We start from the raw sequence: 13,077 nt of genomic DNA, 5'->3' as shown, positions 1-13,077 counted from the left end.
TTTATATCCTAGGCATCATCGTCCATGACGGGTTTAACCAACCATTCTTTGCCCTTGAGCATACCTTGCCAGTATATGGGAGGTAGTAATTTTTCTTTTAAAAACCACGCAGCTCGGGTGGGCTTGGTACCGTTAATTATCCATTTGGGCATGCTAGGTAAGAGTTTTCCGCCATAGCCAAATTCTGCGAGTACAATTTTGCCGCGCTCTACGGTAAGAGGGCAGGAGCCGTAACCATTGTAGTGAGCAATTTTGTGCGTGCCTTGCCGGTCGGCAATGATATTTGCGGCCACGATGGGAGCTTGTACCCGCGCCGCTGCTGCGGTTTTTGCATTGGGTGCATTGCAGACATCACCGAGAGACCAAATATTGTTGAAGCGCTTGTGGCGCAGTGTGTACTGGTCTACGTCTACCCAGCCAGCGTCGTCGACAAGTGGGCTGCTGCGAATAAAATCAGGTGCGGTTTGCGGTGGGCAGACGTGAATCATATCGAATTCGCGGCTCACAATGTCGGTGCCCCCGTCAGCGTTGGCGGTTTCGAAATAGGCGGTTTTTTTGTCGCCGTCGATACGTACTAATTTGTGATTTAATTTTAATTCTGCTTTGTATTTTTTTACATATTCCATTAATGCAGGTACGTAGTCGGCCACGCCAAACAGCACTGCACCGGCATTGTAAAATTCAATATTAATATTGTTAATATCTTGGTTTTTATACCAGTGATCGCCGGATAGATACATGGCCTTTTGCGGCGCTCCGGCGCATTTAATCGGCATGGGAGGTTGGGTAAACAAGGCGCGGCCACGTTTTAAATTGCGAACCAATTCCCAGGTGTAAGGCGCAAGATCATAGCGGTAGTTAGAAGTGACACCGTTGCGGCCAATGGTTTCGCTAAGCCCTTCAATTCCGTCCCAGTTGAGTTTTATTCCAGCGGCGACTACTAGGCGTGTGTATTTAATAAGCCGGCAGCCTTCGAGGGTAACGGTGTTGCTGTCGGGGTCAAAGGCGGCAACGGCGGCTTTGATCCAATCGGCACCTTTGGGAATGAGCGAGGCCATGTCGCGTTTTGTTTGTTCCGGCGTAAAAACACCTGCGCCAACTAAGGTCCAGCCGGGTTGGTAATAGTGTTTGTCGGCGGGATCAATGATTGCAATGGATAGTGTCTTATCTCTGGCTAGCAGGCTGGCGGCGGTTGCAATGCCCGCTGCGCCGCCGCCAACGATAACCACATCGTATGTTTTTAAGGATTTAAGTTCGCCGCGCTCGCCGGCAATGCGCGCAGCCACTCCGCTCATGTCGTAACCTGCGGCTTTGGCGGTGGCAACAATATCGACCAGTGGCAATTGCTTGGCTTGGCTTAGCGCCCACAGGGTGGTGGAGCGCATACCGCTGCGACAGTAAGCGTGCACAGGTCCGTCACTCGCTAGTAATAATTTGCCAAAATCAGCGGCTTCGTCGTCGCCGACTTTCCCAGTGGTAACAGGGAGGTAATGACATTTTATTCCGTGCTCAGTGGCGGCTTTTTCAATTTCAGAAAAAAGCGGCTGGTCTACGCCCTCACCGTCGGGGCGGTTGCAAATAAGAGTGCGCACGCCGCGGCTTGCTAGCTCACCAATATCGCTAGCTTGTAATTGTTGTGAAACACTTAAGTTGGTATGCAATTCTTTAATGTTGATCGTCATTTTCCGATAGCCTCAGTGATTTAGAGTAGGTTCAGTGGCAATTTCAGGTAGACCACGTCGTTGGTATCAGCTTTGGGTAGGTGGCCGGCGCGCATATTTACCTGCAGCGAGGGCAGGATTAATCTGGGCATCCCCAGTGTGGCGTCGCGCTTTTCGCGCATGGCGACAAAATCACTTTCGCTCACACCTTGGTGTACGTGAATATTGTTTTCGCGCTCTTGTTTGACGGTAGTTTGGTATTCAACGTTGCGACCGTTGGGCATGTAGTCGTGGCACATGAATAGGCGAAGCTCGTCGGGTAAGGACAGGATACGTTGAATAGAGCGATATAAAATTTTGGCGTCGCCACCGGGGAAGTCGGCTCGGGCGCTGCCCCCGTCGGGCATAAACAGCGTGTCGCCGACAAAACCAGCGTCGCCCATGATGTGGGTCATGCAGGCCGGGGTATGGCCGGGGGTGTGCAGGGCGTGGCAGCGCATTTCTCCCACCATATATTCGTCGCCATCGTTAAATAAGTGATCGAACTGGGAGCCGTCGCGGCAGAACTCAGTGCCTTCGTTAAATATTTTGCCGAAGGTGTTTTGCACCGTGGTGATTTCGGCGCCTATGCCAATTTTTCCGCCTAGCTGCTCTTGAATATAGGGCGCTGCGGAGAGGTGGTCGGCATGAACATGGGTTTCGATTATCCATTGCAGCTCTAAGTTTTGGTTGCGTATATAGTCAATGACTTTATCGGCGCCATTTAAGCTTAGCCGGCCTGCGGCGTAGTCGATCTCCATTACGGAGTCCACTACCGCGCAGGCATTGGAGCCGGGATCTTTTACCACATAAGTAAAGGTGTTAGTTGGTTCGTCAAAAAACGCGATTACTTCAGGGCTAGTGTTCATATCGATTTTAAATGTTGTCATTTTTAAAACTCCTTCTTAAGCTTATTCATAAGACAGTGCGGTGGCTTTGCCATGAAATATTCGGTAGACAAAATAGGTGTAAAACAAAATTACCGGCAGGGTGATCACCACGCCCACCAAGGTAAATTGCAGAGACTTCACTGAGGCGGCAGATTCCCAAATAGTCAGGCCGCCAATGATAATGTCGGGGAATAAACTGTAGGCTAATCCTAGGCTTGCCATCAGACAGATCGCGACGGTGCTGACATAAATTAAGTAGCTACGGTTTTTATCGAGCATGGTGGGTTTGTTTAGCGCCGCTACGATGAGGCCGTAGCAAAAAAGGCAAATCATCGGAATGGGCATTAAGTACAGCGCATTGGGCAGGGTGAACCATTTCTCGGCAATCGTGCTGCTTACCAGCGGGGTGGCAATAGACACCATAAACAGCCCTAGCCCCATCGGCCAAATTGCCATGCGTGCCCAGCCGATGGCCTTGTTGCGCAGTTCACCGTCGGTTTTCATTAGCAGCCAACCGCAGCCTAAAACCAAGTAGAGGGCTGGTAAGGTCATGGCGATTAGGGCGGAAAACAATAGGCTGGTGGTGCTGGCTTGAAGGCCGGTGATGTAGGCGCCGAGCATCCAGCCCTGTGCTGAGGAGCTAATTAAGGAGCCGGCAAAAAAAGCTTTGTTCCACAGGCCGCGCCGGTGATCGCCGGCTTTTACCCGTAAATCAAAGGCCACGCCGCGCAGAATTAAGCCCATCAGCATGATAGTGACTGGTAAATACAGGCTGGTGAGAATGATGCCGTGGGCGGTGGGGAAGGCGATCAGTAACACGCCGACGCCCAGCACAATCCAGGTTTCATTAGCGTCCCAGAAGGGGCCAATAGAGGCGATCATCATGTCTTTTTCGGCCTCGCCTGCCAGCGGTACTAACATGCCAACGCCGAGGTCGTAGCCGTCGAGAATCACATAGATCAATAAGGCCAGACCCATAATGCCCATGTAAATAATTGGTAGCCAATATTCCATTGCTTAAACCTCTTTGTTAACGGTTTGGGGCGCGTTAATAGCGCTTAGGCTTAGTGACGCAGCGGGTTTGCGAGACAAGTTGAGGAGGGCGCCGATATAGGAGGCCAGTAAAAAACCGTAGAGCAATATATAGCCAAACAAGGTGCCGCCGACGGTAGCGCTGCTGTGCTCGGCGACCACGTCTTGCACTTTTAATACGCCGCTGACTATCCACGGCTGGCGGCCAATTTCTGTGACATACCAGCCCGCTAAGACAGCGACCCAGCCTGAGAAAGTCATCGCCGCGAGGGAGTACAGCAGTGGTTTGGTCGCGGTGTTTTTATTCCGTAATTGCCATGCTGCCCACCATGCCACCAGTAACATGAGTCCTCCGACGGCTAACATGATGCGGAAAGACCAAAAGACGATGGCAACGGGTGGATGTTCGCCTTCAAATTCGTTGAGGCCTTTTACTTCGCCCATTGGGTCGTGGGTGAGAATAAGGCTCGCCGCATAGGGGACTTCTATGGCGTAGCGGTTGCTTTTACTCGCTTCGTCGGGCAGCCCAAACACGGTAAAGGGTGCGCCTTTTTCGGTTTCCCACACCGCTTCCATGGCCGCTATTTTGGCGGGCTGATGTTCTAGGGTGTTCAAGCCGTGAAGGTCGCCAATGAAGATTTGCACTGGGGCGAGGACGGCGGCGATGACCACACCGGTTTTCATGACCTTCCATGTTGCGGGGCCATCCACATTGCGCAGCGCTCGCCACGCGCTAACACCCGCGATCAAAAAGGCTGAGGTTAGTAGGCAGGCGATGAGCATATGGAAAAAACGGTAGGGGAAGGAGGGGTTAAAAATCACCTCCATCCAGCTATCGACCATGACTACGCCATTTTCAAGGTAGTAGCCAGTGGGGGTTTGCATCCACGAGTTGAGACTAAGAATCCAGAAGGCAGATAGCGTTGTGCCAAGGGCGACAAGGAGAGCGCTGATTAAATGCATGCGATTAGACACGCGGTCCTTGCCAAATAGCATGATGCCGAGGAAGGAGGCCTCTAAGAAAAATGCACTCAGCACTTCATAGCCTAGCAGTGGGCCAGCGACATTGCCGGCCTTTTCCATAAAGCCTGGCCAGTTGGTGCCAAATTGAAAGCTCATGGTAATGCCCGATACCACACCCATTGCAAAGGTCAGGGCAAAGATTTTTACCCAGAACAGGTAGGCGTATTCCCAGGCTTGCTCGCCGGTTTGGGTAAAGCGCACTCGGAAAAACAGCAGAATCCAGGCAAGGCCAATAGAAATGGCGGGAAATAAAATATGAAAGCTGATATTGGTCGCGAATTGAATGCGGGCCAAAACGAAGGGGTCGAAATCCATATTGAGTCTCCCAGAATACCGTTGTCGCGGCGCTATTTTCTAGCTTGCCGTCTATGTCTGTCGGTAGAGCAAGCCACGTGCCACCGTTAAATTCATAAAATTAATATTGCCTAAGTCATTGTTTTTGAATAGATATGTTTTAGTCATCGGGTATTGTGCGGTTTAAAATACTGGTAAATTTATTGATTGCTTGCCACTATTGGCAAAACAAAATGCCAAAAATGACACTGCTATGCAGCTAATCGCTAAAGATTCAGACAAAGACGTTGCTTCGATGCTTGATGGCTTTGATTATCCCGCCATCCTGGTGTCTGCCGATTACAGAATATTGGCAACAAACGAGCTTTACCGTTCAACGTTCGGTGAAATCGACGTTGATAAGGACGCGCGCTGTTATCAAGTCTCCCACGGTTATAAGGTGCCCTGTGATCAGGCCGGGGAGAGTTGCCCCTTGCTCGCCTGCAAAAGCTCCAGAGAAAAGGAGCGCGTGTTGCATGTTCACACAACGCCGAGGGGAAAAGAACATGTTGATGTCGAGATGCTGCCGATTTGTGGTGACGATGGCGAGTTAAAATATTTTGTAGAAATTCTCAAGCCCGTTCACATCGCGAGTGCCGAGCTGAGCACTCAAAATATGGTGGGTCGCAGCCGCGCTTTTAATAAGCTTGTTGAAATGATTAATTTGGTGGCGGCGAGAGATACCTCAGTATTATTGATGGGAGAGTCTGGTACTGGAAAAGAATTAGCGGCTAAGGCGATTCATGATGCCAGCAGCCGCAGCGGACGTCCGATGATTACTGTTGAATGCGCGGGTTTGACTGAAACCCTATTTGAGAGTGAATTATTTGGCCACGTTAAAGGCGCATTTACTGGTGCTACATCTAATAAGCGCGGCTTGTTAGAAAGTGCAGAAGGTGGCACGCTATTTTTAGATGAAATTGGTGATGTTCCCTTGGGTATGCAGGTTAAGTTGCTGCGTTTAATTGAGACTGGAACTTATCGAGCGGTGGGTAGCACAGAGCTTAAGCGGGCAGACTTTAGATTGATATGTGCCACCCATAAAGATTTGTCTAACAATGTGGCCTGTGGCGAGTTCAGAGAAGATTTATATTATCGAATAAACGCTTTCCCGATAGTATTGCCACCATTGCGAGAGCGTGGAGAAGACATCGCATTAATCGCAAAATCGATACTCGAAAAATTTAGTAAAAAAGATATGTATCGATTAACTGAGACCGCGATCAAGTTATTAGAAAAATGCTATTTTGCAGGGAATATTCGCGAACTTAGAAACGTGCTGGAGCGCGCTATTATTTTTGCACATTCTAATATTATTGACGTAAAAGTATTAGAGCGTTGTATGTTAGACATTAGTCCGCGAGTCAATCAAAAAGAACAGCATTGGGAAGATTTAAAAACCAAAGAGCTACGCTACTTGAATGAGTTGCTTGATTTTTGCGACGGCGATAAAGCTAGGGCGGCGGAAATTGCAGGCATTAGTGTGCGATCTTTGTATAGAAAACTTGGCACCGCCATATGAGTACGGTGCGGGATAATACTTGGTATTGCTGCAATCTTGGTGATGCGACCTTGGCAGCTCCCGCTTTGGATAATATTCAAGCGCAGGCCGAAGCGGTTTTGGCCAATGATGTAAAAGCTGATGAGTGTGCGGTGTATTATCGCCACGAGTCCGAAGGGCGTTTGCACTGCGAGTTAGTGGTGTATTTTTCTCCGCGAGCAGCACGTATGCCAATAGCGGTGAATTTGCGCCCGTGTGCTAAACCGGCAATGCAGGGCTTAAGTTTGCTGTTTGGGACGGCGAATTCTTGGTCGATTCTGTTTTCAGAGATCTAGTTACGGCGGCGTTTACCTTCCCCTCGACATTGACCATCTTAAAAGTCGCTGTCTATACTCAGGCTTCAACTCCCACTAAGCGTAAAATCATGGAAGAAAAAACAATAATACGTGCCTTCGGTTTGACCGATATTGGCCGAGTGCGTGATCACAACGAAGACGCAATTCACGTAGCCCTTGATGATGCTTATGTTTTGGTGGCCGACGGTATGGGCGGGCACAATGCTGGCGAAGTGGCTAGCGCCCTTGCTATAGCGGGTTTTACCCAATATCTGGCGGCAGATTCAAGTGGCGACGACACCGTTGCCGAGATGTCTGAGTTCTCATTGCAGACTTTAGCGCTGCGCGATGCAATTTACGCGGCCAATATCGCAATTTATGAGGATGCACTTAACAATACCGCACGCCAAGGAATGGGCACCACCTTGGTGGCAGCGAGTTTTGAGGGGGCTAGGCTTGCAGTTGCCCATGTTGGCGACTCGAGACTGTACCGATTTCGCGACGGCTTTTTAGATCAGCTCACCACCGACCACACGCTGGTTCAAGAGATGTTAGATCGCAAGGAGTATACGGAAGAAGAAGCCCGTCGCTCCCGCAATAAAAATGTGATTACCCGAGCCCTGGGCCTCGCTGATGTTGTTGAAGTAGACCTCTTAGAGGCGCTGCTGCGGGAAGGGGATGTGTATTTATTATGTTCCGACGGCCTCACCGGAATGGTGGCAGATGCCGAAATTGGTGAGGTTTTAGCTAGCTGCGGCGCTGAGCCAGAGGCAGCCGCTACTCAATTATTGAAAATGGCGAATAATTCCGGTGGCAATGATAATATTTCGATTATTGTTGTGTATGTAGACAAAGTTGTAGCTGGGCAGGAAAGCTCCTCAGACGAAGAGCTGGACTGGTTTGATTAGGGTGATTATCTGCGCTGCCGTGCCGCCGCGCCTCACCTAGGGAATGCTGGTCAATTACGGATAAGGATTATGGCTAAACTGGTTCTCAGTTTTCAGGGTAGAGTACTTGAAGATTTTCCGCTCAATAAAGAGCGGTTATCTATTGGTCGTGCGCCCGACAATGATATTTGTATTGAAAACTTGGCGGTCAGTGGCCGTCATGCGGCTATTGAAACCGTGTTGAAAGACAGTTTTCTTATTGATCTTGGCAGCACCAACGGCACATTTGTTAATGGTGGTGCAATTACTCGCCATCATCTCAAGAATGGCGACTACATTACGATTGGTAAGCACTCACTAACTTATCACGGCGAAGCCTATTCCAGCGGTGATGCCGAGGTCGAGAAGACCATCGCTATGCGGCCAAGCGCTAAGCCTGCGGCAGCGGCACCAATACCGATGATTGGTAAATTGCAGGTGCAAAATGGTGGTTCAGCTGGGCGAGAAATGACCTTGAACAAGCCGCTAAGCAAATTGGGTAAGGCGGGCTTTCAAGTTGCGGCAATTAGCCGTCGCCAGCAGGATTATTATTTAGAGCATATTGAAGGCAAAGATGGTCGCACCCCCAAACTCAATGGGATTGAGATTGGTTTGCAGCCCCGCCAGCTAAGCAGTGGCGATGTGGTCGAAATTGCCGGCACCCAGTTAAAGTTTGTCATGGTTGCTGCGCCGCAAGAGATGTAATTAACCTACTCTGCTTCCTGCAAGGCACGAGCTTAGCGTCGTGCCTTTTTTAATTGTGGTCTCGCGAACTTGATAGCGCTTAGCGATTCAAAGTGAGGCTTTGCCTTAGTTGAGAATTCATTTTGGGAGATATGTAATGAAAGCCGCTGTTGTTCACGCCTACGACGCCCCACCTCGCTATACCCAAATTGATGATCCAAAGCCCGCCAGCGATGAAGTCCTGATTACGGTGAAGGCAGCAGCCCTAAGCCAGCTAGTGCGATTACAGGCGGCGGGGAAACATTACTCCAGCCCAGCACCACCCTTTGTGCCGGGGGTGGATGGCGTTGCTTATTTAGAAAGCGGCGAGCGGGTTTACTTTGCTTTTCCCGCTGCGCCGCTAGGGGCGATGGCTGAAAAGACCGTGGTGAAGGCGGCTTACACCGTCGCAATACCCGATAGCGTTGACGATATAACCGCGGCGGCGATAGCGAATCCTGGAATGTCGTCGTGGGCGGCCTTGCTTGATCGCGCAAATATGGTGAGGGGAGAGTCGGTACTAATTAATGGCGCAACGGGTGCCTCGGGCCGCTTGGCGATACAGATTGCCAAGCACCTAGGCGCGGGCCGGATCGTTGTGACGGGGCGAAATCCCGCAAGCGAAGCGGAGTTACGTCTGTTGGGTGCGGATGAGTTTATACCCTTAAAGCAATCGGAGGATGAGCTTGTGGGGCAATTTCGCGATGAAATTGCCAAGGGAATAAATATTGTCTTGGATTATTTGTGGGGGCCGTCGGCGGGTGCTTTCATTGCGGCTGCGACGAGTCATGGTGCAGCTAAGGCGGCTGCGCGAATTCGTTTCGTTAATATCGGTTCACTTGGCGGGACTGAGCTTGCCCTTCCTGCGGCGGCCCTGCGCAGCAGTGGCTTAGAGTTAATGGGCAGCGGTTTGGGTAGCGTGTCTAATGCTGCGCTGGTGCGGGCGATAGGGGATATGATGAAAATTGTCAGCCGTGTGGGTTTGCAAATTGAAACTCGTAGTGCGCCTTTGGCCGAGGTAGAAACCGCGTGGAAGGAGCAAAGCGCGGCGCGCTTGGTGTTTACCGTATAAGTATTTAACTTTACGGCGTGCAGGCGCCAAGGGCTGGGTGGCAGATATGCACCTGAATTTCTTTTTGGCGCTCTTCATACAAGTCAGCCATGCACAAATGGTATTGCATGGTGGCCATGCTTCCGCCCCAGCTTAACAGCAGGTGGCAGTGCTGCTCTGCGTAAGCTAACCACGCGTCTTGTGCACTTTGAATATCGTCGGGCTGTGGGCCAAAGCCCTGATTCTTAGATTTAGCAATCGCGAGTATTTCTGCAAGTGCGTCGTCAAACGCCGCTTTTTGTTCGTGGTGCCGTTCGGCAGCGCAACTATTCATTTCTAGCTGGGTGCCATCCAGCGTGCAACTGGCAGTGTCTGATTCTGAGGAATACGCCAGTGCAGTGAAAAATATAATGCCAATTTTAAAGCATAGTCTAAGCATGGAAGCCTCCATCTGCTACGGGGCGAAAACGTTGCTCTGATGCTTCGACCCATAATGAGGTGCGGTGTTATAAGCTCAGGGCGGTAATTAGCGTCAATATTCCCGATTTAGGCTTCAATTGGCAAGGATGAGGCTTAGCGCCATCGCACAGATATTCCGTGATTCTTGCTACAAATCGAGATTGCGAGTTAAAACTTCCGCAGATTTAATAATTCGTTTGGTGCGATAAAGATCTGGGTGCTTGTCGTCGGCGCTGTAGCCAGCGGGTTCGCCGGTGCCATAATTAACCAGCCAAGAGGTTTCTGGTCGGCGCTCTCCCAACAGCTTTTTCAGCTCTGGTGCGGTTATGCCCAATGCCTCTGCCGCTGCATTATTGCTGCAGCGAGTTTTGTTTTCATTTAGGTAATTCAATATAGCGGTAATTTTATCCTGCATGTTCAAACTGTTTCCTTGCAAATTAGTGCTGGCATAGCTTGCCAATAAGAGCGCAGCACAAGGCTTTGAATTGATGGCGTAGCTGATCGCTTTTGGTGAAATTGTTGACGAAAGCGCGTAATCACTACATCTGTATTTAAAAAGTCGATCTGGCGATGCTGGCCCAGCGAGCATAAAAACCCGCTAAATTACCAACCAGTTTTAGGAAGGCGAGGGAATACTGAAAGGCATTGCGGTGAATATTATGACGTAATGCCAGCTATTTGTCTGTAATAGCGATTTTACGACGCTTAAAAGTGTGAATTGGCATTGCTATCTGCGTTTTGAATGATTCAGACACCGCAATGTGTGAAAAACAAAGAAACAGCGAAGCGGATACTTCTTTCGCTGTTTCTTATGCATTTATTTTGTTACGAACTGCAAAATTATTGAGAGCAGCGCGACCCATGGTGAATAAATGTGCGACTAAATCACTGCGTTATTTTTTAGTGATTCTAATTTATCTGCGGACATATTTAGTAATTTTCGCAATACTTGCTCGGTGTGTTGACCAAGGCTAGGCCCTGCCCATTGAGTGCCACCGGGTGTGCCATCTAGTTTAGGGCACATGCCCGGAATGGTGACGCTATTGCTTGCGTCGATGGCCACTTTTTCAAATAGGCCACGAGCTTGAAAATGTGGATCATTCGCCATGTCTTCCGCATTGTAAATGGGGCCGGCGGGTACTCTCACCGCTTCTAGCCTTTCAATTACGCTTTGTATGGGGTGCTGACTGCACCAAAGGCTAATTGCGTCATCAATCTTTTGTTGATGGACTACGCGACCTGCATTGTCAGCCATCGCCGCATCTGCAGCAAAATCGTCGCGCCCAATCTCGGTCATTAAGCGTTTAAAAATGGAATCGCCATTGCCGCCGATAATGACAAATTTATCATCTTGGCAGCGATAGGTGTTGGTTGGAACAATGCCGGTTAAGGTGGTGCCAGAGGCTTCGCGAATAATTCCTTCCTCGGCGTATTCGGGTACGACGGACTCCAGCATATTGAACATAGTTTCGTAGAGTGCAACGTCAACGACTTGGCCCTTGTGCACACCGCGTTCGCGCGCATTGAGGGCCATTAATATGCCGATAATTGCGTGGAGCGAGGCAATGCTATCACCTAGACTGAGATTGGGCCTTACGGGGGCCTCGCCGGGAAAACCAATGAGGTGACGGAAGCCGCTGATTCCCTCGCATACCGAGGCAAAGCCGGGCTTTTCTGCGTAAGGGCCGGTCTGGCCGTAGCCAGAAATACGGGTGTAAACCAGATCGGGGTTGGTCGCCTTTAAGTCTTCTGGCCCTAACTGCCATTCTTCCATTACACCGGGTCGAAAATTTTCTACTAATACATCGCAATGCGCCGCTAACTCGCGCACCACAGCTTGACCGTCAGGATGACGTAGATCGACGGTCACCGATTTCTTATTGCGACCAATGCTGTACCACCACAGGGAGGTGTCGCCCTTCATACTGCGCCAGCGACGGATAGGGTCACCAATGCCGGGTGGTTCTATTTTGATTACTTCAGCGCCAAAGTATCCAAGCATGGTGGTAGTGAAGGGGCCGGCGATAAGCTGGCCTAACTCTAAAATACGAATGCCCTGCAGGGGGCCGTGGGCTAGTTCTTTAGTCATAGTGGTATTGGCTCAAAATGTGAATTTGCGAGGCGCTTAGAGTGCGAGTACGCGACGCAAAAATTGGTGGTTAGACTGCATTATCGCAATGCTGACTTCCGCATCTGGGGCTATGGCTTCAAAGGCGTGGGGCGCGCCGGGCACAATATGCATTTCGCAGTTGACGCCCGCCTCTTGAAGACGCGAGGCATAGCGTTGATCTTCTTCGTAAAAAAGATCTACGTCGCCAACAGCTATCCAACTTGGGGGCAATCCACCGAGATTTTCACGGCGGGCTGGCACGGCGTAAGGTGGCGTCTGATCGAGCCCCGGTACTTGGCCGAGGTAGTAAGTCCACGCGCCGCGATTGTTTTTATTATTCCACAGCCGGTGTTTAATATCGTCGAGTTCACTACGGCTTGCGGTGCGATCATCTAGCATGGGGCAGAACAGTGCTTGGCCCGCAGGCTGTACGCCGCCCTTATCGTGAATCCGCTGAACTAGCCCTGCCGCCAACCCGCCACCGGCACTTTGTCCGGAAATAACAAAGCGATCTGCAGAAACACCCAGATGTTCAGCGTTATTAATAATCCATTGCCACGCCTCAAAACAGTCGTCGCTGGCGGCGGGAAAAGGATGCTGCGGCGCCAGACGATAATCTACGGAGACCACGGTGATGTTTAAGTCTTGTGCGTAGCGCGCACATTCAAGATCATTCATTAGCGCGCTGCCTATGATATAGCCGCCGCCATGTATCCATAGCAATCCAGCGCCTGATTGCTCGCCCTTCGTTTGGTAAACGCGGATACCGCAATTATCCAGTTGGTGTTGCTTGATGGTAATACCAGGGATAGATTTGGCGCGACTTTGACGTAGGCTTAGAAATTGCAGTAGTGGAAGTAAAAAGCGATTGTGAAAAGGCACAGCAGGAATTCGGCGATACGCCTTTTGCAGTTGTGGATTAATGTTTTCAATATTCATATTTTTAATTTATTTCTTATCATTGTTGTGCATTTTTGCTGTAGCACTTTAGCGG

Annotated in this window: 13 protein-coding genes; 5 read left to right on the top strand and 8 right to left on the bottom strand. The window is 50.2% G+C overall.

From position 1 onward, the window contains the following. Positions 1 to 8 precede the first annotated feature (8 nt). Genes C0068_RS13170 through C0068_RS13155 form a run of 4 tightly spaced genes read right to left on the bottom strand, consistent with a single transcriptional unit; the run spans position 9 to position 4,960 of the window. Entirely contained in the window at positions 9 to 1,682 is a 1,674-nt protein-coding gene (locus tag C0068_RS13170) for a bifunctional protein tyrosine phosphatase family protein/NAD(P)/FAD-dependent oxidoreductase (RefSeq protein ID WP_103684940.1), read from the bottom strand. A gap of 20 nt (positions 1,683 to 1,702) precedes the next feature. Beyond that, a complete protein-coding gene (locus tag C0068_RS13165; protein WP_103684939.1) occupies positions 1,703 to 2,590 on the bottom strand; it encodes an MBL fold metallo-hydrolase in 888 nt (295 codons plus the stop codon). 21 nt (positions 2,591 to 2,611) lie between these two features. Further along, positions 2,612 to 3,604, bottom strand: coding sequence for a cytochrome d ubiquinol oxidase subunit II (locus C0068_RS13160; RefSeq protein ID WP_103684938.1), 993 nt, complete (start codon positions 3,602 to 3,604; stop codon positions 2,612 to 2,614). A gap of 3 nt (positions 3,605 to 3,607) precedes the next feature. Beyond that, positions 3,608 to 4,960 (bottom strand): cytochrome ubiquinol oxidase subunit I, encoded by a 1,353-nt coding sequence (locus tag C0068_RS13155; RefSeq protein WP_103684937.1) that lies wholly within the window; start codon positions 4,958 to 4,960, stop codon positions 3,608 to 3,610. Positions 4,961 to 5,192: 232 nt separating this feature from the next. Here C0068_RS13155 and C0068_RS13150 point away from each other — a divergent pair, with 232 nt between their 5' ends. From C0068_RS13150 to C0068_RS13130, 5 genes are all read left to right on the top strand, one after another. Then, the gene (locus C0068_RS13150; protein ID WP_199176175.1) at positions 5,193 to 6,500 is read left to right on the top strand and encodes a sigma-54 interaction domain-containing protein; all 1,308 of its coding nucleotides are present in this window, start codon (positions 5,193 to 5,195) and stop codon (positions 6,498 to 6,500) included. Beyond that, positions 6,497 to 6,814: a hypothetical protein gene (locus tag C0068_RS13145; protein WP_103684936.1), complete on the top strand. Its 318-nt coding sequence runs from the start codon at positions 6,497 to 6,499 to the stop codon at positions 6,812 to 6,814. Before C0068_RS13150 ends, C0068_RS13145 begins: the two co-directional genes overlap by 4 nt. Before the next feature lie 89 nt (positions 6,815 to 6,903). Further along, positions 6,904 to 7,722 carry a Stp1/IreP family PP2C-type Ser/Thr phosphatase gene (locus C0068_RS13140; RefSeq protein ID WP_103684935.1) on the top strand — a complete coding sequence of 273 codons (819 nt, stop codon included), beginning with the start codon at positions 6,904 to 6,906 and terminating at the stop codon, positions 7,720 to 7,722. A 69-nt stretch (positions 7,723 to 7,791) separates the two neighbouring features. Then, complete coding sequence (locus C0068_RS13135; protein WP_103684934.1) at positions 7,792 to 8,445, top strand: FHA domain-containing protein; 654 nt, start codon at positions 7,792 to 7,794, stop codon at positions 8,443 to 8,445. 136 nt (positions 8,446 to 8,581) lie between these two features. Next, positions 8,582 to 9,535, top strand: coding sequence for a quinone oxidoreductase family protein (locus C0068_RS13130; protein ID WP_103684933.1), 954 nt, complete (start codon positions 8,582 to 8,584; stop codon positions 9,533 to 9,535). 10 nt (positions 9,536 to 9,545) lie between these two features. Here C0068_RS13130 and C0068_RS13125 read toward each other — a convergent pair whose 3' ends face one another. The 4 genes from C0068_RS13125 to C0068_RS13110 form a co-directional block, all read right to left on the bottom strand. After that, positions 9,546 to 9,953, bottom strand: coding sequence for a lysozyme inhibitor LprI family protein (locus C0068_RS13125; RefSeq protein ID WP_158249997.1), 408 nt, complete (start codon positions 9,951 to 9,953; stop codon positions 9,546 to 9,548). A gap of 168 nt (positions 9,954 to 10,121) precedes the next feature. After that, a complete protein-coding gene (locus C0068_RS13120) occupies positions 10,122 to 10,388 on the bottom strand; it encodes a hypothetical protein (protein ID WP_103685199.1) in 267 nt (88 codons plus the stop codon). 465 nt (positions 10,389 to 10,853) lie between these two features. Then, a complete protein-coding gene (locus C0068_RS13115; protein WP_103684931.1) occupies positions 10,854 to 12,062 on the bottom strand; it encodes a CaiB/BaiF CoA transferase family protein in 1,209 nt (402 codons plus the stop codon). Positions 12,063 to 12,098: 36 nt separating this feature from the next. Continuing rightward, a complete protein-coding gene (locus C0068_RS13110; protein WP_103684930.1) occupies positions 12,099 to 13,022 on the bottom strand; it encodes an alpha/beta hydrolase in 924 nt (307 codons plus the stop codon). Positions 13,023 to 13,077 lie beyond the last annotated feature (55 nt).

The organism is Zhongshania marina, from assembly GCF_002915595.1.
In the GTDB taxonomy this organism is placed as follows: domain Bacteria; phylum Pseudomonadota; class Gammaproteobacteria; order Pseudomonadales; family Spongiibacteraceae; genus Spongiibacter; species Spongiibacter marinus_B.
Note: the sequence above shows the minus strand (reverse complement) of the source record. Positions and strands in the feature narration are given on the sequence as shown.